This window comes from Gemmata obscuriglobus, from assembly GCF_008065095.1.
In the GTDB taxonomy this organism is placed as follows: domain Bacteria; phylum Planctomycetota; class Planctomycetia; order Gemmatales; family Gemmataceae; genus Gemmata; species Gemmata obscuriglobus.
Genome location: NZ_CP042911.1, coordinates 2,875,700 through 2,898,987 on the forward strand (window position 1 = coordinate 2,875,700; position 23,288 = coordinate 2,898,987).

Annotated in this window: 19 protein-coding genes, 1 tRNA gene and 1 pseudogene; 12 read left to right on the forward strand and 9 right to left on the reverse strand. The window is 68.0% G+C overall.

What is annotated here, in order from left to right:
* Window positions 1–250: 250 nt before the first annotated feature.
* The 4 genes from GobsT_RS11960 to GobsT_RS37710 all read left to right on the forward strand — a co-directional run bounded on the left by GobsT_RS11960 (window position 251) and on the right by GobsT_RS37710 (window position 2,283).
* Complete coding sequence (locus tag GobsT_RS11960; protein ID WP_010043107.1) at window positions 251–739, forward strand: DUF4365 domain-containing protein; 489 nt, start codon at window positions 251–253, stop codon at window positions 737–739.
* A gap of 9 nt (window positions 740–748) precedes the next feature.
* A complete protein-coding gene (locus tag GobsT_RS11965; RefSeq protein WP_010043105.1) occupies window positions 749–1,225 on the forward strand; it encodes a hypothetical protein in 477 nt (158 codons plus the stop codon).
* A 64-nt stretch (window positions 1,226–1,289) separates the two neighbouring features.
* A complete protein-coding gene (locus GobsT_RS37705) occupies window positions 1,290–1,691 on the forward strand; it encodes a hypothetical protein (protein WP_010043102.1) in 402 nt (133 codons plus the stop codon).
* A 106-nt stretch (window positions 1,692–1,797) separates the two neighbouring features.
* On the forward strand, window positions 1,798–2,283 hold the full coding sequence (locus GobsT_RS37710) for an HNH endonuclease (protein ID WP_010043099.1): 486 nt from the start codon (window positions 1,798–1,800) through the stop codon (window positions 2,281–2,283).
* Between the two features lie 258 nt (window positions 2,284–2,541).
* Here the strand turns inward: GobsT_RS37710 and GobsT_RS37715 are convergent, their stop codons facing one another.
* Both GobsT_RS37715 and GobsT_RS11975 read right to left on the reverse strand, forming a co-directional pair.
* The gene (locus tag GobsT_RS37715; RefSeq protein WP_168217252.1) at window positions 2,542–2,697 is read right to left on the reverse strand and encodes a hypothetical protein; all 156 of its coding nucleotides are present in this window, start codon (window positions 2,695–2,697) and stop codon (window positions 2,542–2,544) included.
* A complete protein-coding gene (locus GobsT_RS11975) occupies window positions 2,682–2,897 on the reverse strand; it encodes a hypothetical protein (protein WP_010043093.1) in 216 nt (71 codons plus the stop codon). Before GobsT_RS11975 ends, GobsT_RS37715 begins: the two co-directional genes overlap by 16 nt.
* A 54-nt stretch (window positions 2,898–2,951) precedes the next feature.
* Between GobsT_RS11975 and GobsT_RS11980 the strand changes: the two genes are divergently transcribed.
* Window positions 2,952–3,341: a hypothetical protein gene (locus tag GobsT_RS11980; RefSeq protein WP_148087706.1), complete on the forward strand. Its 390-nt coding sequence runs from the start codon at window positions 2,952–2,954 to the stop codon at window positions 3,339–3,341.
* 44 nt (window positions 3,342–3,385) lie between these two features.
* The gene (locus GobsT_RS11985; RefSeq protein ID WP_157506806.1) at window positions 3,386–3,892 is read left to right on the forward strand and encodes a hypothetical protein; all 507 of its coding nucleotides are present in this window, start codon (window positions 3,386–3,388) and stop codon (window positions 3,890–3,892) included.
* Between the two features lie 175 nt (window positions 3,893–4,067).
* Here the strand turns inward: GobsT_RS11985 and GobsT_RS11990 are convergent, their stop codons facing one another.
* A complete protein-coding gene (locus tag GobsT_RS11990) occupies window positions 4,068–4,505 on the reverse strand; it encodes a hypothetical protein (RefSeq protein ID WP_010043087.1) in 438 nt (145 codons plus the stop codon).
* 154 nt (window positions 4,506–4,659) lie between these two features.
* Here GobsT_RS11990 and GobsT_RS11995 point away from each other — a divergent pair, with 154 nt between their 5' ends.
* Window positions 4,660–5,136 (forward strand): hypothetical protein, encoded by a 477-nt coding sequence (locus tag GobsT_RS11995; RefSeq protein ID WP_148087708.1) that lies wholly within the window; start codon window positions 4,660–4,662, stop codon window positions 5,134–5,136.
* Here GobsT_RS11995 and GobsT_RS12000 read toward each other — a convergent pair.
* Complete coding sequence (locus GobsT_RS12000; RefSeq protein ID WP_148087709.1) at window positions 5,117–5,626, reverse strand: hypothetical protein; 510 nt, start codon at window positions 5,624–5,626, stop codon at window positions 5,117–5,119. The genes GobsT_RS11995 and GobsT_RS12000 overlap by 20 nt on opposite strands.
* Before the next feature lie 265 nt (window positions 5,627–5,891).
* Between GobsT_RS12000 and GobsT_RS39540 the strand changes: the two are divergent.
* A pseudogene (locus GobsT_RS39540) lies at window positions 5,892–7,027 on the forward strand (ISAzo13 family transposase).
* Between the two features lie 346 nt (window positions 7,028–7,373).
* Here the strand turns inward: GobsT_RS39540 and GobsT_RS12015 are convergent.
* Window positions 7,374–8,237 carry an IS5/IS1182 family transposase gene (locus GobsT_RS12015; RefSeq protein ID WP_010040951.1) on the reverse strand — a complete coding sequence of 288 codons (864 nt, stop codon included), beginning with the start codon at window positions 8,235–8,237 and terminating at the stop codon, window positions 7,374–7,376.
* 27 nt (window positions 8,238–8,264) lie between these two features.
* Between GobsT_RS12015 and GobsT_RS12020 the strand changes: the two genes are divergently transcribed.
* Window positions 8,265–9,722 carry a GP88 family protein gene (locus GobsT_RS12020; RefSeq protein ID WP_162097374.1) on the forward strand — a complete coding sequence of 486 codons (1,458 nt, stop codon included), beginning with the start codon at window positions 8,265–8,267 and terminating at the stop codon, window positions 9,720–9,722.
* Window positions 9,723–9,892: 170 nt separating this feature from the next.
* On the opposite strand, the gene GobsT_RS12025 is transcribed toward GobsT_RS12020, so the two are convergent.
* From GobsT_RS12025 to GobsT_RS12045, 4 genes are all read right to left on the reverse strand, one after another.
* A complete protein-coding gene (locus tag GobsT_RS12025; RefSeq protein ID WP_029600604.1) occupies window positions 9,893–11,335 on the reverse strand; it encodes an IS66-like element ISGob4 family transposase in 1,443 nt (480 codons plus the stop codon).
* Window positions 11,336–11,538: 203 nt separating this feature from the next.
* Window positions 11,539–11,916: a tyrosine-type recombinase/integrase gene (locus GobsT_RS12035; RefSeq protein WP_162683565.1), complete on the reverse strand. Its 378-nt coding sequence runs from the start codon at window positions 11,914–11,916 to the stop codon at window positions 11,539–11,541.
* Window positions 11,844–12,662, reverse strand: coding sequence for a phage integrase N-terminal SAM-like domain-containing protein (locus GobsT_RS12040; RefSeq protein WP_010043070.1), 819 nt, complete (start codon window positions 12,660–12,662; stop codon window positions 11,844–11,846). Before GobsT_RS12040 ends, GobsT_RS12035 begins: the two co-directional genes overlap by 73 nt.
* 196 nt (window positions 12,663–12,858) lie before the next feature.
* Window positions 12,859–12,933, reverse strand: a tRNA-Pro gene (locus GobsT_RS12045).
* Window positions 12,934–13,115: 182 nt separating this feature from the next.
* On the opposite strand from GobsT_RS12045, the gene GobsT_RS12050 reads away from it, so the two are divergent.
* From GobsT_RS12050 to GobsT_RS12060, 3 genes are all read left to right on the forward strand, one after another.
* Entirely contained in the window at window positions 13,116–18,095 is a 4,980-nt protein-coding gene (locus tag GobsT_RS12050) for a VWA domain-containing protein (protein WP_109571130.1), read from the forward strand.
* 197 nt (window positions 18,096–18,292) lie between these two features.
* Window positions 18,293–22,342 (forward strand): hypothetical protein, encoded by a 4,050-nt coding sequence (locus GobsT_RS12055; protein WP_109571129.1) that lies wholly within the window; start codon window positions 18,293–18,295, stop codon window positions 22,340–22,342.
* The gene (locus tag GobsT_RS12060; protein ID WP_010051633.1) at window positions 22,339–23,259 is read left to right on the forward strand and encodes a hypothetical protein; all 921 of its coding nucleotides are present in this window, start codon (window positions 22,339–22,341) and stop codon (window positions 23,257–23,259) included. Before GobsT_RS12055 ends, GobsT_RS12060 begins: the two co-directional genes overlap by 4 nt.
* Window positions 23,260–23,288 lie beyond the last annotated feature (29 nt).

Consider the following 23,288-nt stretch of genomic DNA (forward strand, 5'->3'; position numbering starts at 1 on the left):
CCTTGGAATACATGCACTTTATCGCACTGAGCCCGCCGAGGCAAGGCGAGCAGTCCGATGCGATTCGTAGCAGGTTTTCGCAGTACCGCGCACCGAAATCCAGTACGCGACCTCCATCGGCAAACGGCAACAGCAACCCGAAGCGGGACATCCCGCTCTTGCGCCGCCCGGAGTTCGGCAGCGCGCACGCCGACCCGTCTGGTAGAATGACGGCGTTCGTGGCCGTGCCTGGTGAGGAGCCGATCCGCAGATGGGCAAGTCGGACTTCGTCGGCGGGCGGGGCGAGGCGATCGCCTTCCCCCGGCTCACGCGGATCTGCCGGGCCGACGACCTGCCGTACTTCTGGCCCCACTACCTGGGGGAGAAGTGCCCGGCGTTCGACTTCCTGGTCGAGTTGGTCGACGCCGGGGAGAAGACGCCGTTCTTCTTCGTGCAGGTGAAGAGCACGCGGAAGGCATACACGACGACCCAGACCCCGCCGCGGCTGCGGGTCGATGTGTCCGACACCGACGTGCGGCGGTTGGCAGCATTCCCAGCCCCGACGTATGTGGTCGGGGTGTACGAGAAGGACGAGCGGGCGTTCGTCGTCTCCGTACACGGCGAGATGCGCGAGGCCATCCCGTCGATCACCACCGGGCACGAACTCACCTGCGACACGCTGAAGCTGCTGTGGGACGAGGTGCGGGAGTTCTGGCACGGCCGCGACATGACGCGGGCCGCGTCCCAGTTCACGAACTGAGGTGCTGTCGTGACGAACGAGTCGAAGGAGCTGTTCATCGCCGACCGGGTGCGGGCGCTGGCGACCGTCGTCCTGACCCGCCGCGACGACCTGGCCGTCGCCGAGACCAAGCAGAGCACCGGCCTGGACTACCACGTGTACGTCGAGCGCGAGGACAAGCCGATGCGGCTCGCGTTCGGCGTCCTCCTGCGCGGCGTGTCCTCCCCCGTGACGGCCGAGCACGCGAACAAGGTGCTTGGGCCGACGATAGGACAGTTCCAGGGGATGCGGAAGTTCACCTACCCGGTGTGCCTGTTCTTCTTCACCATGCGGGACGAGCAGGCGTTCTTCTCGTGGCTGGCCGAGCCCCGCGTGACCGACGCCGGGCCGAAGCTCGTCCACCACGATCAGGCGAACTGCGCGCCCCTGACCGACGAGTTGCTCGACGGGATCGTCGAGCAGGTGGTGAGCTGGTACGACGCGGTGGAGGCCGTCCTCATCGCGTAGCGACCCTCCGAACGCCCCGGCGGTGTGGAACGCACGCCGCGCGAGGAATGTCGGTCCAGGCGCCATGGCGAGCAAGCAACCACCGTCGGAACGACAGGCCGGGGCCATGAAGCACGTCAACCTCGATGACTGCGACGAGGCGGTCAAGAACTTCGTCCTGTCCTTCGCGCTCACCCCGGGCGGGGCCGCGCTGGAACTCGGGGGAAGGCCCATCGCGCACGTGCTGCCGATCTTGGCGACGGGTGAAGCCGCCGACGACTGGGACGCGGCGAAGGACGCCCGCCGGTGCGAACTCATCGACCGGGAGATCGCCGGGACGATCACCGGCGGCGAGGCCGCGGAGTTGCAGGCCCTCCAGGCGGCGATGCTCTGGCACCGGCGGAAGGTGGCCCCGCTCCCGCTCGACGACGCCCGGCGCTTGCACCGGGAGCTGCTGGCGAAGGCGGCCGGCGGCCCGACCGCATGACACCCCCGTTCGCCTACCCGGCCCTGCCGCACGTCCGCCGCCGCGGGGGTACGCCGACCACGACGGCTACCGGCCGTGGCTCCGGGACGAGTTTGCGTCCCGGTGCGTGTACTGCCCGCGGCGGGAGCAGTGGGGGCTGGTGAAGGGCACGTTCGCGGTCGATCACTTCGTCCCCGTAGCCGTCCGCCCCGACGTCGCCACCGACTACGACAACCTCGTCTACGTGTGCGCGAGTTGCAACGCGGGGAAGGCGGCCCACGCGCTGCCCGACCCGTGCGAGGTGCTCTTGCGCGACGACGTGCGTGTGGCGGAGGACGGGGCGATCGAAGGCGACACGCCGGAGGCCCGGCGACTGATCCGCGTCCTCGGCCTCGACGACGCGGAGTACACCGAGTTCCGCTGCCTGTGGATCGGCATCGTCGCCCTGGCGGCGAGACACGACCCGGAACTCTTCCGGCGACTGATGGGCTATCCGGCCGACCTGCCTGATCTCGGGGCGTTGAAGCCCCCGGGCGGGAACACCCGGCCCGGCGGCGTCGCCGCGTCGCACTTCGAGCGACGCGCACGGGGCGAACTGCCCGAGCCCTACTGAGTGGAGTGTAAGGCCGGGAGCGACGTGGGTCCGATGTGCCCGAAGTGCCTGATCCGGCACCTCCTGAGTTGCGGGCAACTCGGCTGAGGGGCCAGATCGTCGTTCGCGGGGAACTGCTCACCGTCACGAACGCGATGCGGCGACGACTGGAGAGTGGTGCGTGACGCCCCGGCGGTCGCGGTTGCGGGGTACAGGCCAGAGACAGCAACCGCGGCACTGAGGCTACAGATACCCAACCCACCCCTGTGTACATGACCGCTACGGTTTTTCGGCCTTGAGCAGTCGGGCCGTGGCGACGTGACCTGTTCCGGTTCCACTGTCCCGCGGTGGCCGGGGCTTCTTCGGCCCCCGCGGGCTGGTCACGAAATCGGCCGGCCGCACATGCCCGGCCAGCACGATCAATACCTTCGCCATCCGGGCTCGACCGCCGTCCCGTGGGCCGCCCGGATGCCGGCCTTGATGCCGGCCAGCACGTTGTACGAGCACAGGGCGACGGCGAACGCGAACAGGGACGCTCGAGGGTACCCGAGCCCGGCCACCTCACCGTGCAAGGCCGCGGCCAACTCGCCGAACGCGGCCTCGATCCCCCACCGCCCCCGGTACAGTTCGGCCACCCGAGCCGCCGGCACGCTCGCCGGCAGGTTGGTCTCGCCGGCAGGTTGGTCAGGATGCGGATCTCCCGGTCGCCGTCCCGGGTCGGCGTGTCGAGGGCCACCGTCACCCGGCGGACCGTCAACTCCCCGCCGGCCCCATCCGACACCCGCACCGCCTCCTCGAACACGGTCCCGGTGTCGGTACGCCCGGCGGCCGTCCGCTCCCCGACGCCGAGTTCGGTCGGGGTGAGCCCGTGCTGGCGGACGACGAAGCACCCGCACCGACCGGCCGTGCCGACTAGCAGCCGGGTGGTGCAGAAGTTGCGGTCCCCGACCCACACCGTGGCCGGCTCGGCCCACCCCAGGATGGCCGGGGTGAGGGACCGCTCCTGGGCGTGGGCGTCCTCGCACGGGATGGCGTCGAGGACCAGCCCGCTCGCCGGCTCGAACAGTACCACCGCCTGACCCGGCAGAGCTCCGGCCCGGGTCCGCCGGAGCGGGCGGAGGCGGTGCTCGGTTCCCGGCAGGTGGCTCCCGTCGATGACCCGCACACGGTACCCCGGCACCGGCTCCTCGGCGGCCGGGCCGAGGGCCGCGACGACCGGTCCGAGTCGGGCGGCGGTGTGCCGCACCAAGGCGGCCCCCAGACCTGGCTCGGTGCGGGCAACCTTGGCGTACACCGCCTTGCGGGTCACCCCGAGTTCGGTCGCCCGCTTGCGGATGGCGGCGTTGAGCGACGGCTGGACGCGGCAGACGACCAACCCCATCAGATCGACCAACTGGGAGAAGAGCAACTCGCGGGTGTACTGCCGCTCGGCGTGCTCGGCGAACAACTCGTCCACGGCCTCAGCCGGAAGGGCGTGCTCGAACGCCGCTCGGGCCATGACGCTGACCGGGGACTCGGCCGCGAACCGATCGAACACCTCACCGAAGAGCATGGCCGTCCATCCGTGCGGGGCAGAACTCCAATCGTCACCAACAGGTTACGACCGCCCACGTCATGTACACAGGGATGAGATACTCAACCCTCACCCGGGACGGGGGCTGGCTCACCTCCACTTCGACCGTCCAGAGTGGTCAACCCGGGGCAGCCGACTCCCTTGCCACGGCTGGCCGTTTTGGCCGTTCATGAGCTTCGAGCTGACGCAGGGCGAGCCGAGGCTCGCCGGCGGTAGTTGGTGTCGATGGCCGTCACCCGGCGGCCTTCTTCCTGGATCTCGTACCGGGTTTCGCGGCAGGGGCTGGCTGCGGCCGCCCGGCCGGGATGCCGAGGGCCGGGAGCACCCGGTGCACGACGTCCCGCAGAACGGGGTCGTCTTCCAGCAGGAGTGCGTGCAGGCCCAGGTAGTCGTCGGCGGACGACAGCTGGCCGATCCGGCCGATGAGCGTCAGGGCGCGGAGGCGGTGGGGCCGGCGGTTCTTGCGGTCGACGGCGACCTGCACCAGTCGCGGAACCGGCTTGGTGCCGAACTGCACGAGGAACTCCGCGGCGGCCTCGTTCAGGAGCGGGTCGCTCACCCGGAGGGCGTGGAACAGGATCTTCAGCAGCAGTTGCGGAGGCGTGCTCGTCGCGGTGCCGGACTCGGCCGGCGCTCCGTCCGGCGGGGCGGCGGTGGGTTGCTCGGTCACGTCGGACTCCTTTCCGTACGGGTGGTCACGTCCGCACCGTCACCAGACCGGCTGTGGCATCCGCAGCGAGGAACACCGACGCCGTACTGAAGAAGACGAAGCTGCCGCCGAACTCATCGGCTCTTTGCCCGACACAAGCCGTCGGAAGGAGTCGGTGGCGAAGAAAGAGTACCTGAGCCTCCGGATGAAGGCCCGCGAGTTGGGCCTCTGCACGGCCGGAGCAGCCGACGAACTCCGAGAACGACTCGCCGCGCACTACCGCGTTAGACTCATACTGCCGGACCTGCCGGATGAACCGCACTGCGAGCGCGGGGCCGAACACGAACCCCTCGTTGAGCAGGAGAGAGGGGCTCTACGTTCTTTCGAGGTTCCGGCACGAATCCACCAACGGCTCGCACCAACGCCACAACCAAAGAGTCTGGCACAACGCGACGCCGAGCGCTTCATCACCATCTGGTACGAGAGCAGCACCGCCGCGGAGGCCGCACGGAAGCTCAACAACCGGTCGGTTCGGTCGATCGCCTCGTTCGCCGAGCACTTGCGGCAACTGGGCGTTCCACTAAAGAAGATGCCCGCGAGGCCAGGGCCACTTGTCCGGGGCGCCCTCGCCCTCACCCCATCGGCGAACTGAGGGTTGAGAATGACGCAGTGACGAACTCCAGTTGCATCTTCTCACGGTCGTACCGGAAGCCCAGGTGCAACGTACCCGAGGCCGTCGATACACGGCCCAAATGAGTCACATTGCCGGACATAAGTTGGTAACCATCTGCGCCGTTTCGGACCGCCTTCACGCGGTAACCGGTGCCGAGCTCCGCGCTGTGCCGCAGGAGAAAGTCAGCGGCGGCGGCGTGGTTCGTAAGGAGGGGGTCAGATACCAGGGCCTCGCGGTCCTGCCGTGCTGAGGCCGCCGCAATACGCTCGGTGACCGCCTGCACCTCCTCGTAGCCGGCGGTCCGCCACCGGTAGTAAATGGCCGCAGTCACAACGCCCAGGCAGATGAGCGCGAAGGCCCCGATGACGCGAACCCGCATGGCACTCGTCCTCGTGACGTTTAGCGCGATTGGGATTGAGACGGAGGGCACCGGGTACACCTCGACGATGCTCCCGTAATCACCAAGCACCTTCGACTTCGAGCCGGCTTAGTCCGGCTCATGTTCGTTTCGGACCTTCGCTGGCGCCGCTGGCGAGTCCGTGTACGAGTTGCACCTGGAGGAGCGGCTAAGGCAGTAGCGGGAAGTTGATCTACCAGGGTCCTCGGGAACCTGTTACAAGGTATGCCTCGCAACGGAGGCGTCGATGGCGGAACTCACGGACGACTTGCGCCGGACTATCCTGTTGGGCGCAACGCTCCTCACCGGTCATAAGCGGCGCCGGTTCCAAGCCGAGATGGCGAACACGTACTGCGGCGGGTCCGCTCGTCGCGCCGAGACCACGTTCGGTTGGGGCCGGGAAGCGGTTCACACCGGGTTGAACGAACTCCGCTCGGGGATCCGGTGCCTGGAGGCGTTCGAGTCCCGCGGCCGCACGCCCACCGAGGATTTGTACCCCGCGGTGGAGGAGCACATCCGGCGGTTGGTCGATCCACACGCCCAGGCCGATCCCACGTTCCAGACCCCGTTCGCGTACACGCGGATCACCGCCAAGGCCGTCCGCGAGGCGCTGCTGGCCGTCCCCGAACTGGCCGGCCAGGTGCCGACCCGCCAAACGGTCGGTGACATCCTCAACCGCCTCGGCTATAAGCTGCGCCGGGTGCTCAAGGCGCGGCCGCAAAAAAGGTCCCCCAGACCGACGCCATCTTCGCCCACGTCCAACACGCCCGCGCCGCGTCCGCAACCGCCCCGGACACGCGGAGGGTGTCCCTCGACACCAAGGCGAAGGTGGCGGTGGGCGCGTTCTCCCGCGGTGGTGCGGCCCGCGGGACGGAACCGGTGAAGGCCCTCGATCACGACATGGCCCCCGAGGCGGTGCTGGTCCCGTTCGGGGTGCTGGAATTGAATCGCGGGGCCGAACCGATCCATCAGCCGTGGTTCCTGTTCGGGCACTCGCGGGAGACGAGCGACTTCTGGGCCGACGGGCTGGAACGGTGGTGGGCCGAGCGGAAGGTCGCGTACCCCGGCGTCACCCACCTGCACCTCGAGTTGGATAACGGCCCCGAAGTCAACAGCTCACGAACCCAATTCCTCAAGCGCCTGGTCGCGTTCGCGGACCGTCACCGGGTGACGGTGCAGTTGGTGTACCTACCCCCGTATCACAGCAAGTACAACCCGATCGAGCGCTGTTGGGGCATCTTGGAGCGGCACTGGAACGGGACCGTGTTCGCGTCCGTGGCGGATGTACTTCGGTGGGCCGCAACGATGACGTGGCGCGGGCTCCATCCGATCGTTCGGGAAACCACGACGGCTTACGAGAAGGGCGTGCGGGTGGCTCGAGCCGCGTTCCGTACCGTCGCCGCACGGCTGATACGCTCAGCTACCCTGCCCAAGTGGAGCCTCACGATCCAACCCCAAGAGCCGGGAGATTAAATTCCCGCCCTTGCCTAACTCCCCCAGGTGCTTGACCATCCCCTGATGAGCAGGAGAGAGTCATGGCCCATACTAACCCAGCTTTGGCCGGTGTCCATAGGCCAAGCGTGCCCACACGCAGGCCGGGTGGGCGTCACAGAAGTTGGTGGCATTTTTGTCGGTTTAATGGGATAATGAGTGTGAGTCAGAAATCCCTGCCACCTCCGCGCCTTGTTCCGCAGTGAGAAAACCCAGTGGAACGACTACTGGGCCTCACTCGCTGCCTGATATCTACCAACACTAATAGACTCGTTGCGCAATAGGCGTGAGTTGAGGCGGCCCCCGTGCTCACCATTATGTGTGTGCATTAGCCGTACATGCGGTTGTGGAGCTCGGCCACATTCTTCATCATGACCGTGTGCCGGCGCGGCGGGTTGCGGTACCGGTCCGCCGCGATCCGCCAGATCTTCATCTTCCCGATCCCGTGCTCGGCCACGATCCGCTCCCGTGCCAAGCGCCGATTGGATCGCTTCTCCTCGTCGCTCAGCGCACCGTTCCTCGGCTTCTTCCTGGGCACCCGCAGGTTGCTCCCCTGGTACCCGCTGTCACCCGACTTCGGTACTTCGGGGGCGATTCGCAGCCGCGACTGGTCGTACATCTTCTTGTCGTGAACGCGACCCTTGGCCGCCTTCGACACCGCCTTGATCCGCACCTTCTGCTTGTCCCCCGGCTCCTTTCGCTTGCGCGTCACCACCACCTGGTGCGTCACCGTGTGACGCTTCTTCTTCCCCGAGTAGCTGCGCCGCTGCCTCCGACTCGGGCGGTTGACCGGTTGCTCGGTCGCGTCCACGAACACCGCGACCAGATCGTCCGGATCGATCCGCACCTGGCGCTCGGGGATGCGGAACACCCCGGCCATGCACAGTCCCAGTTCCTGAACGCCACGAGAGACGGTTCCCTTATCGACCCCGAACAAGAACCCGACGAACTCCTGCGGGACGTACACCCGATAGTACAGCAACACCATCAGCAGCCGTTCGGTGAACAGCAGCTTCACCGGGCGCCCGGCCCCGGGCTTGCGTTGGCGCGGGCGGCCCGCGGCTCGTTCGGCCTTGCGGGCGAGCCACACGGGTTCGAGATCTGCCACCAACTGGTCGAACTCGGCGGCCGACAACCCCGTGAACATCCGGAACAACAACGGCTTACGACACAACTTCTCGTAATTCGTCATGCCCTATGAATAGCCCACCGACCGCTATTGCGCAACGAGTCTAATGACGCTCACCCACGCAGGCCGCTTCGGTTTTTCGCGTCCGGGAACGCTAAACTGGCCCCGGGCATATGGACGTTCAGCCTTCCCGCGGGGCATAGTTGCCCCTTCGCTCGGCAATGCCAGAGCCGCGCCGACCGCCAGAGCGGGCGGATTAAGGACGGCCGGCACACTACCTTTCGCTGCTACGCCGCGATGGGCGAGGCCCGGCACTCTTCAGTGCGCCGGTCACGCTGGCACAACCTGGAGCAGCTGCGGGCGTGCCACTCCTCAGCCGAGATGACGCGGCTCATCCTCGACAGCTTGAGCGTATTCTGCACCGTGCTCCGCGTTCACGACTCCGGGGACTTCTTCTCGTTGGCCTACATGTCGGCGTGGGTCGCCGCCGCCCGCTCGCGGGCGAACACGACCTTCTACTTCTACACGAAGTCGTTGCGTTACTGGCTCGCCCATCGCGATGACATCGGCGACGGGTACCCGAAGGTGTCGCTCCCGTTGACCTGCATCGCGGACCGCGAGTTCTTCTTCACGGTCTGCGCCCAAGGGCGGGTCCACACCAACCTCACGAACCTGAGTCGCGAGCTGCGGCCGTTCGTCCGGCACGCCGGCCGGCCGCTCTGGGCCGCGGACGTGGCAAACAGTCAGCCGTTGCTGATGGCACTGACCCTTCGGGCCGATGCAGCTATAGACCCTGGGCTAGCAGCCTACACCCAATGGCTAGCTGCCCCACACACACCACCACCAAACCCATCCCAAAGCCCTCTCCCTTATGTGGGAACCTATTCAGGTGGTAGTCAGAGTGACCTGGACCGGTTTCTGGAGGTGTGCGTCGAGGGTCAGCTGTACGAGCGGCTCATGGACCGGACCGGGTACGACCGGGCGACGGTCAAAGAGAAGTTCTTCGCGGTCGCGTACGGGAAGCCAGAGCAAGCGGCGACGACCCGGGTTGGTCAGGCGTTCGCGGCCGAGTTCCCGGCCGCTTGGGCGGCGGTCCGCGAGGTGAACGGGCGCGACAACGCAGCGGTCGCCCGCCGGATGCAGGCGGTGGAGAGCTACATCTGCGTGTTGCGGACGTGTGCGCGGCTGATGGCTGAGTTCCCGGACGCCCCAATGTACACGCTGCACGACGGGTTGCCCTCGCAATGTTTGGGCTTCTTGTTTTCAGTAGTTGGTGGACCTTTGTCGGTCGAAGAGCACGTACTATCACAAAGAATTATACAGTTGAGCGATAGCGCGCGCAGATGCGTGGGCAACAAACCAAGCTCGTCGAGGAACAGCGCGTTGAAGCCGAACGTCATCGCAAGGAGACGGAGCGGCAGCAAACCGAACTCGCACGATTGCGGGAGGAGCAGAACCGAACGGAAATCGCCGAGAATCGCAAGGCCGCGGTCCAGACCACTCATGCCGCCCTCGCCGCGATGTGCTCGAAACTCGCCGCAGCGGTAAAGTTTGATAAGGAACTGCGAACTGGCATTATTAAATACGACCAAGAGGTGATGATTGTATTCGCCGACAAAGACGTGAATCCAGATGATGCGACCCAACCGGGTGTTAAGGAGTTCTACGAGAATCGTAAGCGATTACTGGTAAGCGTTCACGGGTGATGCGGCAGTGTATCAACAGTTGGCGAGTAGCGGATTCACAACGTTCTGTTGTTGAGCTTCAGCTGGAACGAGCGTCGGTGCCTTCGCGCCGGTCCGGTGTGCGGTGACGGCGTCGATGAGGAACGCCAAGACGTTGCGCTTCTGGCGGCGGCACGAGGCGATCACCGTGAGGATTCGTTCCACGAACCGGCTCCCGCGTTCGCTGTCGGTCCCGAAGCTGGTTTTGCGCCAGCACACGGCGTGACGCACCTCACGCTCGGCCGCGTTGTTGGTCGGTTCCACGCCGACGACACGCGCGAACGTCCACAACGACGCCTCGACCGACAACAGTTCCGCGCAGGTCGTGGCGGTCTTGGCGCAGCCGCACGCCGCCCCGTTCCGCAGGTGCGTGCCGACCTGACGACGCAACGCGGGGATGTAGGTCGAGCGACATGTGGACCGCGCGAGGGTTCCGTCCCGGACCCGATACCAGTTCTCGAACAGGGCGTCCGAACACGCCAACAGAGCCGCGCCGATCGCCTGTCCGGAACCGCCCCGGTCGATCATCGCCTGGAAATCGCGTCGCAGGTGCGCCCAGCAGAGTTGACGCTTGTACTTGTCGAGGTGCGTGTACACCGGATACCGGTCCGTCGTATGCACGGCCGTGGACCCGGCACGCAGGTCATCAAAGGCGGCCCGGCCCCGGGTCCGGCGGATCAGGAACGCCACCACGAACGTGGTCACGGCGGCCCACAGCCAGGCCCGCTGACGCCCCTGCTTCCAACCGGTCTCGTCCACGTTGGCCGGGTGCCCGCGGGTGTACACCAGGGCCTGTTCGGCCACCGGCTTCAGCGCCTCGGCGGTTCGGTGCTGGAGCTTGCACACCATAGCCGGGCTCAGGGGCAGGCCGAACAGATCGTCGAACAGTTGGCTCGTGCCCCGCTTGCCCAGACGGCACGAGCCGGTGAGAAGCGCGGCCACCGCCTGCGCCCGGGGGCCGTATCCGGTGCGCGCCTCCGACGGCACCGCGGGCACCGTGGTCGTGCCGCAGTGGGGGCACCGGAGCCGGTGGCACCGATACTCGGTCACGTGGGGTTTGATAACGGGCAACTCGTGGACCTGATGAATGGCCGGAGCCGGATCGTCCCCGGCCAGCGACCGCGAGCAGTCCCGGCACACGGACGGCTTGAGGGTCCGGATCTCATCGGGTGGCAGGAGCGTGCGCTCGGCTTTGGGATGCCCCGGTTGCCCGCCCCGACGCTTCCCCGAAGGGGCCTTGGGCGGGGCCAGTTTCACCTGCGGAGGATCGGACGAGGGCGGCTTCGACGAGTTGGTGGAGCTCTGGTTGAGTCGGGCCTTGAGTTCGGCGACCTCGGCCACCAGAGCAGTGATCGTGGCCTCCAAGGCGCGAATATACGCCACCACCGCCGGTGGTAAGTTATCGGGCAGTTCCGGCGGTTGAGGAACAGGCGTCATGACGTCTGCTCGATTACGGAACATGCCCGCTTGTGGCAACCGCGTATCCAAACGGGCTAAAATGACGGGCAAAAGCGGGTGGCGCACCCCCATGAACGCTTACGATTACTTGATAAGGCCAGCAGCCAGTTAGGAAAGATGGTCGATGAGCAAGGACCGGGCCGACATCCAGCGGCCGACCCGGACCCAGTTGAGGGACAAGGTCAACCGCCTGATGCCGGGGCTGAAGTGCTGATGCCCTCGCCGACCCGGCGTCCCGCATCGGCGACCGCCGCCAAGTTCGCGTGGATGTACTTGTCGGTGGTCTTGGTGTTGGTGTGCCCACCGAGCCGAGCGAGGTGGGGCGGCGAGATGGTCGGGTCGGCCCCGGCCGCGGTCATGAACGTGTGGCGGTTGGTATAGAGGACGAACTCCTCTCCCTGCTCATCCGCCTGAACCCCGGCGCGGACCCGGAGCCGCCGCATCCGCAGCCCGAGTGCGTTCTTCGTCCACGGCTGGCCGTCGGCGTTCAAGAAGACGTGCCCGGTCGTCCCGAACTGCTCCATCCGTCGCCGGAGCACGGTCTCGACCGCGGTCGGCATCCCGATGACCCGGGGCTCCGGTTTCTTGGCGGTCCGCCGGCCCTTGTGTTTGGTGAGCACCCACATCGGCTGCGCCCCCACACCACCATCGCCCAGGTCAGGTTGTAGATGTCCTGGGGCCGCGCCGAGGTGTGCCGCATGGCGACCAGCACGTCCCGGAACGCGTCGTCCGTGCAGTGGTTCAGCAGGGCCTGGTACTCCTCATCCGTGGCCACCCGCTGCCGGCCCTCGCAGGGGAGCAGTTCAATGTTGGCGAACGGGTTCTTGCCGGCGGGCAGGCGGTCCGTGTCGATGGCCCAGTTGAAGGCCGCGCGGAGGGTGATGAGGGCGTGGTTAACGGTCTTCGGCTTGTACGGCTCGGGGGGCTTCTTGCCCCGGACGTAGGTCCTCTTCGTCATGGCCAGCTTGAAGTCGTTGGCGTCGGCTCGGGTCAGCGACCGGGCCGTCTTGCCGCCATACTCTTTGGCGAACTCGGTACACCACCGCTGGTAGTCGAGGAACGTGGCCTCGGTCTTCGTCGCCAGCACGTCCTCCAAGAACATCACGAACAACTCGGTGACCGTCATCTTGGTCGGGAGGCGTCCGCTCGACTGCTCGCGCTCGGTTTCCAGTCGTCCGAGTTCCAGCTTGAGCAGACGGCGGGCCTCGGTCATCCCGTCGGCGACCGGGCACAACTTCAGATACTGCCCGCCGGGCCGGCTGATGTACCAGCCCCGCTCCACGTACGGCTTCGGTTCGCGCGGCATCTCGGTCCTCTCGTTTTGAAACCGGGGATAGTAACCCCGCGAGAGGTGGGTGCGGCAACCGGACGGGAAATTTTGTTTGGTCTGGTTCGGTTTATTGCGGTTCGGATTGCCCGCAGCGAAAGCCCGCAGGGGCAGATTCAAACCGAACCTGGAGTCAGAAAAGACTGCAACCCCTGGTGTTGCCAGGGGTTGCGAGTCGGGCTGATAGGATTTGAACCTACGACCTCTTGGTCCCGAACCAAGCGCTCTAGCCAAGCTGAGCTACAGCCCGTTGCTTCCTTCGTGAGGTTATGTTATCGGCCGGTACCCCAGAGTCAATACCCGCTGCCGACCTCTTCTGTCCGTTGCCACCGGCTTCGTCCCACGTCATACTGAAGACACCAGCCGCTACCGCTGGTTCGCGCCGTTCCAGTCGCGCTTTCCGTTTCGCTCCGCAGCAAACCGGCGCACCGCATGTACACACTGTTCGTTGCGCTCGTTCCCTGGGTCGCCGCTGGTATCGCGGCCGTCGCCGGCCCGCTCCTCATCCATCTCCTCTACCGCAAACGCTATCAGGTCGTTCCCTGGGCTGCGATCAGGTTCCTCGTTGTCGCCGAGCGTCGCCACAAGCGCCGCATCGATCAGTGGCTCCTCCTCGTGCTCCGCGTCTTCGCGTTGCTCCTTGTTCTGTTCGCGATGCTGGCCACCAGCCGTAACGCCGAAGAGTTGTGGCAGCGCATCACGCCTGGTGCCACGGAAACCGTTGCCAACGTGCCACGCACGCACCACGTGATCGTGCTCGACGCCTCACTCAGTATGACCGCGCGCACCGACAGTGACCAGACTCGGTTCCAGCGCGCCCTCACGCAAGCGGAGTCGCTCGTACACGCCGGTCGCGATGGCGACGGGTACACCGTCCTCGTTCTCGGCGCCGCGCAGCCTCTCGTTCCCGGGCCGGCCAACGACCGCGATAAGGTTATAGCCGAACTCAGAAAAGTGAAGCCCACACATGGGGCCGGAGACTACGCGGCTGTGCTCGCCAACCTTGCGGACATCTTGGCTCACTCTCCCCGCGCGTACCCTCGCCGTCAACTGACGGTGTTCACCGACCTCCAAAAGGCGTCCTGGGCTAACGCCGTCCCCCGTGCCGAGAACGGCACCGCCGAAGCGTGGCAGCGCGTCGCCACTCGCGCCGATGTCGTCGTCGTGGACTGCGCGGGGCGTGACGCCGAGAATCTCGCGGTCGCCGAGGTCGCGCTCGGAGACCCCAGGCCGCTCGTCGACCAACCCGTTTCGGTCACCGTTAGCGTCGCGAACTTGGGGCGGACCGAGCGCAAGGGCGTTCGCGTCGAACTCCTCGTGGGGCGCCCGACCGGGGGCGAACCGGTCCCCGTTGCACAGAAGGAACTCGAACCCGTTACGCCGGGCGGGCGACAGAGCGTCCGATTCGATCTGGACGTGCCTCATCGGTTCCGCGAGCGCGGGGTGCATGTCCTGCTCGCACGCGTTGCCGGACGTGATGACCTCCCGGCAGATGACGCCCGCGCGATCGCGGTCGAGGTGCGTGACGGCATTCACGCGCTGCTCGTCGACGGCCGATCCGATCCGGACCCGAAGCGCCGGGCTGCCACGCTGCTCAATTTCGCGCTGCTCCCGCCCCAGGCCAAATACACAGACACTCCGAACCGCCCTAGGGTGGTCACGCCGGCCGAGTTCACCGATACCGCCGCCGGCGATCTGGACGGAGTGGACTGCGTGTTCTTCTGTGACGTACCGGGACCCACTCCTGACATGGCGGCGAAACTGGACGCGGTGCTCCGGCGGGGCGGAAGCGTCGTGTTCGGGTGCGGCCCCAACGTCGCACGCGATCGCGCCCAGTACAACGCCGTTTTTCACCGCGGTGGTGAGGGCGTGCTGCCCGGTGCGCTCGTTGAGACCGTAGCCGCGAGTGGCCCGGATGACCCCGGGTTCCGGCTTGCCGCCGAGGACGAGGCCTACCGCCGGCCGCCCCTACTCATGTTCGGCGCCCCCGAACTGCGGACCGAGCTGATTAACGAGCCGTTCCGGTCCTATGTCCGGATCGAGGCGCCCGCCGAGGGCGACCCGAACCGTCTCCTCGCCTTCTCTCGTACCGGTTCCGCGCCTGTGGCGCCGGGCGCGTCCGCCGCGAAGCCGGACCCCGCGCTGGTCGAGTGGAAGAAGCACCGCGGTCGGGTGTACGCGTTCGCCAGCACGTTCAACCGCGACTGGACCGACTGGCCCGCCATGCAGACGTACCTCGTGTTCTGGCACGAGTTTCTGAAGTACTGCGTCGCGAACCCGGACCGCCACACGTTGCGCGTCGGGGACGGGATCGAGGAGTTCTTCCCGGCCAGCGCCGCCGGGCTCGCCACGAAGCTCACCGGCCCGGACGGGCTCGCCGCCAGCGTGCCCCTTGTCATGCAGGGCGAAGCCGGCGTGGCCCGGTTCGCTGGCACCACGGTGAGCGGGTTGTACCGGCTCGAACTGAGCGGGGCACCGGACCGCGTGTTCGCGGTCAACGTGCCCGAACTCGTGCCGGGCGTGCCCACTGAATCCGACCTCGCGCGCCTCGACCCGCGCGAGTTCCGTGCGCTCCCTGGGCTCCAGTTCGTGACCGACGCGGCTGACGTGAAGCCGAGCGAGGAGAGCGGGGCCACGATCACCACCGCGCCGAAGCCCCGTGGGCCGCAGGTGGCTCGCGCGGCCGTGCTGCTCGCGGTGCTCTTGATGGTGGCGGAACTAGTCGCCGCTTGGCGGCTCGGGCCGTCGCGCGCGGGCGCGGCCGGGCCGCCGCCCGCGCGCGCAATTCCCGCAAAGGTGTTCGCCCTCGCTGGCGCGCTGCTTCCGCTCGGGGTTGGGGCGTTTTTGCTGTTCGCGGTGCTCCACGCCGATCGTACCGGGAGCCCGCTCGCATTCCTCCCGCACAACATCCGATCCGCCATTGAAGGCGCCGCAGGCGTGCCCGCGGCCGGCCCCGGCGAGGGGACGAAGTGGCGGTTCGAGGGCACCGCGGCCTTCTTCAAAAACCCCCTCGCCGACCGCCGCGCGGTCGCGGGGCTCGCGGGACTGTGCCTCGCGCTCACCGGAGTGGTCTACTGGTGCGAGCGGCGGGCGGCGGGTGGGGGCGGTCGCGTGCTGGTCCTGGCGCTCCTTCGCGCGGTCACACTCGCGCTCGCGTTCTACGTCCTACTCGCCCAACTGACGCTCCGGTTCGACCGCGAGGGCTGGCCCGAGGTCGTGATCCTGCTCGACACGTCCGCGAGCATGGCGAAGGTGGACGAGTTGCGCGACCCCGCGGTGCGTGCAAAGGCCGAGGAGCTGGTCGAGGCCGCTAACCTGTCCGACGCGCACCGGCTGAAACTGGCCCAGATGCTACTCACCCGCAAGGACGCCGACTGGCTCGACCGGTTGCTCCGCGAGAAGCAGGTGCGCGTCCACGTTTTTGCCGTGGACACGCAGGTGCGGCAGATCGTTACGGCGGACGAGGAAGGGCGACTCGATGACGTGCGGGAGGCCCTCGTAGGACTGCCACCCGCCGGCGACGGGTCGAACCTCGGCGACGGGGTCGAAGACGTGCTCAAACGGTTCCGCGGCAGTGCCCTCGCGGCGGTCATCATGTTCACCGACGGGGTGACCACCGCCGGCAACGACTTGTCCAAGGCGGCTCGCACGGCGGCGGTCGAGGGGGTGCCGTTGTACCTCGTCGGTACCGGCGACCCGTGGCAGGCGCCGGACCTCGCGCTCACCGACCTCCAGGTGGAGGACGTGGTCGGGCGGGGCGACCAACTCGTTTTCAAAGCGCGGCTGACCGCACGGGGCGAGGTGCCGCCGAGCCCCGTTACCGTGGTGCTTTCCGAAAAGCTCCCGAACGGCAAAGCTGTGGAGCGCGGCCGCTCCACCGTCACACCCGATCTGAACGGTAACCCGGTGGACGTGACCCTCACGCACGTGCCCGAGGAGGTGGGCGAGAAGACGTTCATCCTCAGCGTGCCCGCGGTGCCGAGCGAGACCAACAGGCGCAACAACGAGGCCCAACGCACGGTGCTCGTCACCGAGTCGCGGCGGGTCCGCGTGCTGTACGTCGAGGGGTACCCGCGGTACGACTTCCGGTTCGTAAAAGTGCTGCTCGAGCGCGAGTCGGACAGGTCGATCGGCGGGAAATCGATTGAGGCGCAGGTGGTACTGCTGGACGCCTCGAAGGGGTGGGCCGAGACCGACCGGTCGGCGTTCCGTGGCGACTTCCCGACCCGCACCGAACTGTTTAACTTCGACGTGGTGATCCTCGGGGATGTGGACCCGAAGCAGGTGCCGCGGCCCGCGGTGGCGCTGCGCGACCTGGCCGATTTTGTGAAAGAGAAGGGCGGCGGGTTACTGTTCCTGTGCGGCGAGCACGGCACCCCCGCGGCCTTCGCCGACACCCCGCTGGCCGAGGTGCTCCCCGTCACCCCTGGCGACCCGCCCGCCGCGACCCGTCCCCCGGAGGAGCAACCACTGGTCGAGGGGTACCGGCCGAAGTGGACCCCGAGCGGCCGCCAGCACCCGCTGTTCTTGCTCTCGCCCGACGAGGGCGCGTCGGCGCGGCAGTGGAGCCAGTTCCAGGAACTACTGTGGTACGCCAAGGGGTACCGCACAAAGCCCGCCGCCCGGGTGCTTGCGACCCACCCGACCCTGCGCGCCGAGGGCGGCCCGGCGGCCGAGAACCACCCGCTCGTCGTTCAACAGTTCGTGGGCAACGGCCCGGTACTGTTCTTCGGGTTCGATGACACCTGGCGGTGGCGGTTCCGCAACGACGAGGAGCACTTCGACCGGTTCTGGATGCAGGCGGTGCGGGTGCTGGCGCGGTCGCGGGTGCGGCGCCCCGAGGTGCGGGTGCAGCCGAAGTCCGAGTTCCGCCGCGACGAAAAGGTGACGGTGGAGGTGCGGTTTCCGGTCGAGGCGCCGGCACCGGTGGGCAACAACCCGGTGCGAATCCTCATGACCCGGGCGCCGCTGACCAACGAGGACGGCGCCCCGCGCCCGGGGCGAACCGAGACTGCCACCCTAACCCTGACGCGGGCGCCGGGGCCGAACGTGGTGTTCGCGGCGACCCTGGCGCGGGCGCCGGAGGGCGAGTACCGGTTCGAACTGGTGGACCCGGAGGTGCCGGGCTCCCGCCCGTTCGCGCTCGCGCGGGTGCTGCCCCCGGTCGACGAGCGGGCGCGGACCGAACTGAACCGGGCCGACCTTCAGGCTGCGGCGAGCGTTTCCGGGGGCGGTTTCTACACGCTCGCGAACGCGACCGATGTCTTCAACGATATGAAGGCCGCGCAGCGGGTGACGCTGAACGAGCCGTGCCCTCCGGTGCCGCTGTGGAACCACCCGCTGCTGTACGCGCTGGTTCTGTCGCTGCTGCTGGCCGAGTGGCTTTTGCGGAAGCGCGAGCGGCTGTTATGATTGGGGGACGCGCCGCGGTGAAAACCGCCGTCGGGCGCTGCAGGTGGAGCGAGCGCGGCCGGTACGCACGTTTTGCTCTTCCGGCGGCTTCCTTTCAGAGAAGTTGAATCGGAATTGAGAACGTCGTTCGCGGATCGGGTTCATTGCAACACGGTCGCTTTCGTTACCGCGCCCCGCACCGTCAAGAAGAGGTCCGCATGGCACTGCTGCTGCGCCCGCCGACGGATCGCGAATCGCTCACCGACCGGCTCGCCGAACTCGGCCGCACGCGGAAGCGGGTTGCGGTTGCGTCCGGGGGCTTCGCGCTCGCTGCGGTCGCCGTTGGCGGTGCCGCGAGTGCGGGGGCGCTCGACGCGACGGTTCAACTTTCTCCCCCGGCCCGGGCGTTCGCCCTGGTGGCGGTCCTTGTGGCGGTCGGGGTCGTGTGGCTCCGCGGGTTGGGGCGCGCCCGGCGACTCCGTACCGACGCGCTCGCCGTCTCACTCGAACTCGAAGACCGGTTCCCCGCGCTCAACGACTCGCTTGCGTCGGCGGTGTCGTTTCTCGGTAACGCCGACGAGGACGAGCGCCCGCCTGCGCGGCCCGGTGTGTCGAACCGGCTCACCTCGGTCGCGGTCCGGGCCGCCGAGCGGCGTGTGGGCCGGTTGCCGCTCGAGCACCTGGTGCCCTACGGGCCGTGCTGGCGGAACGGGTGGCTTTGTGCCGCCGCGCTGGCCGTGGCGCTGCCGTTGACGTTACTCAACCTCGACGCGGCCGGTGTTGCGGCCGCCCGGCTCGCGGACCCGTTCGGCGCGCACCCCTGGCCCACCAAGACGCGGGTCGAGTTCCTTTCGCCCCGCGAGTTCCCCGCCCGGATCGCGAAGGGCGAGGCGTTCGAGCTCCGGTTCGCGGTGCGCGGGGCGCTCAACGGACCCGCGACGGTGTGCGTGCGGGTCCGGGACGGTGGCGAGTTCGAGGAGCAGTTCCCGCTCACCATGAACAACGACACCCAGGTGCCCGGGGCCGCGGTCGTGACCGCCCGGTTCGATCCCGCCCGCGTGTCGAACACGTTCGAGCTGCGCGTGACCGCCAACGATGGTGCCACGGAGTGGCACACGGTGGACGTGGTCCCGCCGCCCCGGCTCGTCCCGCTGGACGGGCGGCCGTCGCCGCACCTCGTACTCACGCGACCGGCTTACACGGGGCTCGCCCCGCTCGACATTGACGGCGTCGAGCGGTTCGAAGTGCCCGTTGGCACGCTCGTCGGGTTTCGCGCGGCGACCGACGTGAGGCTTTCTGCCGCGACGCTCACCTTCGCCGGTGATCCCGGGGCCGTCGCACCGGCCGCGCCGTTCGCTCACCTGGGGCACTTCGATCCCCTGGCCGCGATTGCCGCACAGGCGCTGGCCGACGAGATGATCGCCGACATCCCGCTCGCGGTCTCCGGGGACGGTACCCACATCTCCGCGACCTTCATTCCCCGGTTGTCGGGCCTGTACGCGCTGCGGCTGGCCGACGACACCGGCTTGACCGGCACGCGAACCCTTAAAATCGACCTCACGCCCGATCCGGTGCCAAAGGTGACGCTGAGCCGGCCGGCAGCGGGGCGCGACCCCCAGTACTTGACGCCGGCCGCGACCGTGCGCGTCGCTGCCGCCGCCGAAGACCCACTCTACGGGGCGCGCCGGCTGTTCCTGGAGTACCGAGTCGGCCGTGACGGTTCGGTACGCACGATCCCGCTCGGGGGCGCGGGGCGCGTACCCGCCGCGGCGCTCGCGGGCGTCGCGGGCGGGCCTGCGGGCGCCGCCGTTCCGCCGGCCGGGGCGATCGAAGCGACCACCCGCGTTCCGGTTTCGGCGTTCACGCGAGCCGACGGGGCGCCCGTGCGCGAAGGGGATTTGCTGGTGCTTCGCGCCGCGGCCGACGATTTCGACGACGTGGCCCCGCTGAAGGGGCTCGGCCGCAGCGCCGCGGAAGTGGAGATCCGAATCGCCTCACCGGAGGCCGTCGACGCGTGGCTCCAGAAGGAGCTTGCCGCGTTTCGTCCGGACCTGGTCCGCATCCGTGAGCAGCAGCGCGACGCCCGGCAGAAGGTGGCCGAGGTGACGCCGCTCCCGGGCGGGGTGCTGTCGCCGCTTGACCGCGACCGGTTGGTCGGGGCCGACCAGGGCCAGCGCCAGATCGTCGGGCGCGTCACCGACCCAACCCAGGGACTGCGCGCGCGGGCGGACCTCTTACGCGAAACGGTGCGGGCGAACGAACTGCCCCGGTCGAACACCACCGATCGCGTGACGCTGGTCGCCGAAGAACTCGGTCGCACCGCCGATCGAGACCTCGGCACGGTCCAGCAGAACCTGGCCGACGCGATCCGGCTGCTCGGGCAGCCGCCCGCGCCCGAACTGGACAAAGAACTGGCCGATTACCTGAAACGCGCCGGGCGGAGCCAGAGGAGCGTCGAGGACACCGTATCCGCGCTGCTCGACCTGCTCGCGATGTGGGGCGGGGCGGGCGAGATCCGCGGCGAGGCCCGCGTTCAAAAGGACAACATCCTGCGGCAACTGAACGCGCTGGAGCAGCTCAAGGGGCGGGTGCGAGAAGGGAAACTGAACCCGACCGACGACGAGCGGCGCGAACTGGACCGCGCCGGCGTGCGGGCGGAACAGGCGGCCGAGCAGGCCGGACAGCTCATCGCCCGGGCGGCCCGGCTTGCCGCCGAGAAGGACGGTCAGGCGGCCGGGCTCCGCACGCAGGCCGCGCTCAAGGACGAAGAGGCCGGGGCTCTGAAGCGGCAGGCCGGTGCCGTGAGCAACCCGGTCGAGAAGTCGGCTCTGAACGCGCAAGCGGATGCGGCGGCCGGGACCGCGGCCGACCTGCGCGCCGCGGCGGATAAGGCCGGGGCCGAGGCGCGCGCGCTCCGCGCGGGGCTCGACGCCGCGGGCGGACAGCAACTGCCCGACGACCTGCGCGGCGCGGCCGAGCGCCTCCGCCGGAACCGCCAGAACGACGGCGCGGACGCGCTTCGCGCGGCCGGCGAGGGCCTCGGCGCCCTTGCCGAGGCCCTCGCCGAGAAAGAGGGCGACGCCGCGCCCGAACTCGCCAAGCCGCAGGCGCAGAGGCGGGCCGCCGACCAACTCGACGCCCTCGCCGGGGCGCAGGACAGCCTCCGCAAGCGGGTCGAGGCCGCCAATAACATTCAGGACCCGGTGCAGCGCGCCGAGACCCTCAAGGTGTTGGGGGCGGAACAGGACAAGCTCCTGGAGCGGGGCCGCGAACTGCTCCAGAAGCTGACGGCCGAGAAGGCCGACGCGGCGGCTCGTGAGACGCGCAACGCGGTGGACAAAATGGAAGCGGCGCGCGACGACCTGGAGCGCGGGCAGCCGAACGCCCGCGACCAGCGGGCCGCGGTCGAGACGCTCGACGCCGTTCGGGACCGACTCGACCTCGCCGCCGCGCAAGGCGGCCAGCAGCTCTCGGACGAGAAGCGCCGCAAACTCGCCGACCAGGTGAGGTCGCTCGCCGAGCGACAGAAAGCCGCGGTCGCTGAAGCGCTTCGGGTTCATGGGGAGGTCGCCAAACAAAAGGGCTGGGACCGGCCCCTCCTCACCAGCTATTCCGACATCGAGACCGCACGCGAGGCGGAACTTGCCGCCGAGGCACGCAAACTCGGGGGCAACGAGTTCGCACCTCTGCCCGTGCTCGCCCGCCTGCTCACCGACGCCGCGGGGGCGATGGACCTGGCCCGCGAAAAGATCAAAGTCCGGTGCGACGACGCGGACCTCGCCGCCGCTTACGATGCGGAACTGGAGGCGCTCGGGGACCGTAACGTCATGCGCCCGATGGAACTCGCGCTGCGTCGGTTGGAGCAACTCGCCGACGCGCTCAAGCCCGACGACAAGAAGGAACCGGCGAAGAAGGGCGGCGCTCCGCAACCGTCGCCCAAGGGGCCGCAGCCGCCGAACGCGTCGGGCGGCGGGGACCAAGAGGTGGTGCCGCCGCTCGCGCAGCTCAAGGTGCTGCGGGCGCTCCAGGCGGAACTGAACGAGCGCACCACCCGCTTCGCCACAGACCACCCGGACCCCGAGAAGCTCACGCCCGCCGAGCGCGATGAGCTGAAGGAACTCGAACAGGCGCAACGCGAGATCGCGGAACTGTTCGAGCAGGTCGCCAAAATGTTCGGCTCGAAAGAGGGGCCGAAAAGAGACCAAGACGCGCCCCAGGGGGGCGCGAAAGACGCGCCCGGAGACGTGCCGCCACAGGGGAAACCATGAAGAACCGTTTCGCGTGCGTCGCGCTGTTCTTCTCGGCGGTTGGGTTGGCCCACACCCCGGCTCGCGCGGGACTGCCGGTCGCTCCGGCGCCGCGAGAGGTGCGCCCGGACGGTTCGCGGGACCCCGTCCCGCGGTCGGAACCGGTGAAAGCCGAGAACCCGGCCGTGACCGTTGAACGCATCATCACGAACTCAAAGAGTGTTGGCGACAAGTTGGAGAAGAAAGATACCGGAGCAGACACACGTAAGACGCAGACCAAGATCCTGTCCGACATCGACGCGCTCATTAACCAGCAAGAGAACCCACCCCCACCGAAACCGGACCAGGACAAGAGCGACAAGCCGCAGGACAAGAGCGACAAACCGCAGGACAAGAAGGGAGGTCAAAAAGACAACACGGGCAGCCCCGAAAAAAAGAACGACATGGGCGGCATGTCGCCGAAGAGCGACGCTCCGATGCCCAAGGACGGCATGAACCAGCCGCCGATGCCCAAGGAAGGTGGCATGGGACCTGATCGGAGCGATTCGCAGCCGATGGGGACGGGCGAGCGCCGGCCGCGGATGGGGGACCCGATGAACGACCCCAAACAGGAACCGGGGGGGCAGCAGAACAAGCCTGGCAACGACACGAAGGAGGCGGGCAAGGAGCCGAAGGCGTCGAAAGACAGCAAACCTCAGGGCGATCCGGCAGTGAAGCTGCCCGACGGTCTGATGGGTAAAGCGAGCGGGAAGGGCGTGCTGCCGTTCGAGGAAGAGGACGCCTCGAAAAACGTGTGGGGACACCTCCCGGACAAACTCCGGCGCCAGATGTCTCAGTACTACAAAGAAGAGTTCACCCCGAAGTACGCGGAACTGCTGCGGCTGTATTACTCGTCGCTCGCGGACAAGAACGCGAAGCCCAACGAGCCGAAGAAGTAAGAGCACAGGGCTGCGAGGTGCCAGCAGCC

Coding starts and splice junctions, on each gene's coding strand:
- GobsT_RS11960 (WP_010043107.1), top strand. CDS start 251: ATGGGCAAGTCGGACTTCGTCGGCGGGCGGGGCGAGGCGATCGCCTTC.
- GobsT_RS37705 (WP_010043102.1), top strand. CDS start 1,290: ATGGCGAGCAAGCAACCACCGTCGGAACGACAGGCCGGGGCCATGAAG.
- GobsT_RS37715 (WP_168217252.1), bottom strand. CDS start 2,697: ATGGCGAAGGTATTGATCGTGCTGGCCGGGCATGTGCGGCCGGCCGAT.
- GobsT_RS11980 (WP_148087706.1), top strand. CDS start 2,952: ATGCGGATCTCCCGGTCGCCGTCCCGGGTCGGCGTGTCGAGGGCCACC.
- GobsT_RS12015 (WP_010040951.1), bottom strand. CDS start 8,237: ATGACGAATTACGAGAAGTTGTGTCGTAAGCCGTTGTTGTTCCGGATG.
- GobsT_RS12025 (WP_029600604.1), bottom strand. CDS start 11,335: ATGACGCCTGTTCCTCAACCGCCGGAACTGCCCGATAACTTACCACCG.
- GobsT_RS12035 (WP_162683565.1), bottom strand. CDS start 11,916: ATGCCGACCGCGGTCGAGACCGTGCTCCGGCGACGGATGGAGCAGTTC.
- GobsT_RS12040 (WP_010043070.1), bottom strand. CDS start 12,662: ATGCCGCGCGAACCGAAGCCGTACGTGGAGCGGGGCTGGTACATCAGC.
- GobsT_RS12050 (WP_109571130.1), top strand. CDS start 13,116: ATGTACACACTGTTCGTTGCGCTCGTTCCCTGGGTCGCCGCTGGTATC.
- GobsT_RS12055 (WP_109571129.1), top strand. CDS start 18,293: ATGGCACTGCTGCTGCGCCCGCCGACGGATCGCGAATCGCTCACCGAC.
- GobsT_RS12060 (WP_010051633.1), top strand. CDS start 22,339: ATGAAGAACCGTTTCGCGTGCGTCGCGCTGTTCTTCTCGGCGGTTGGG.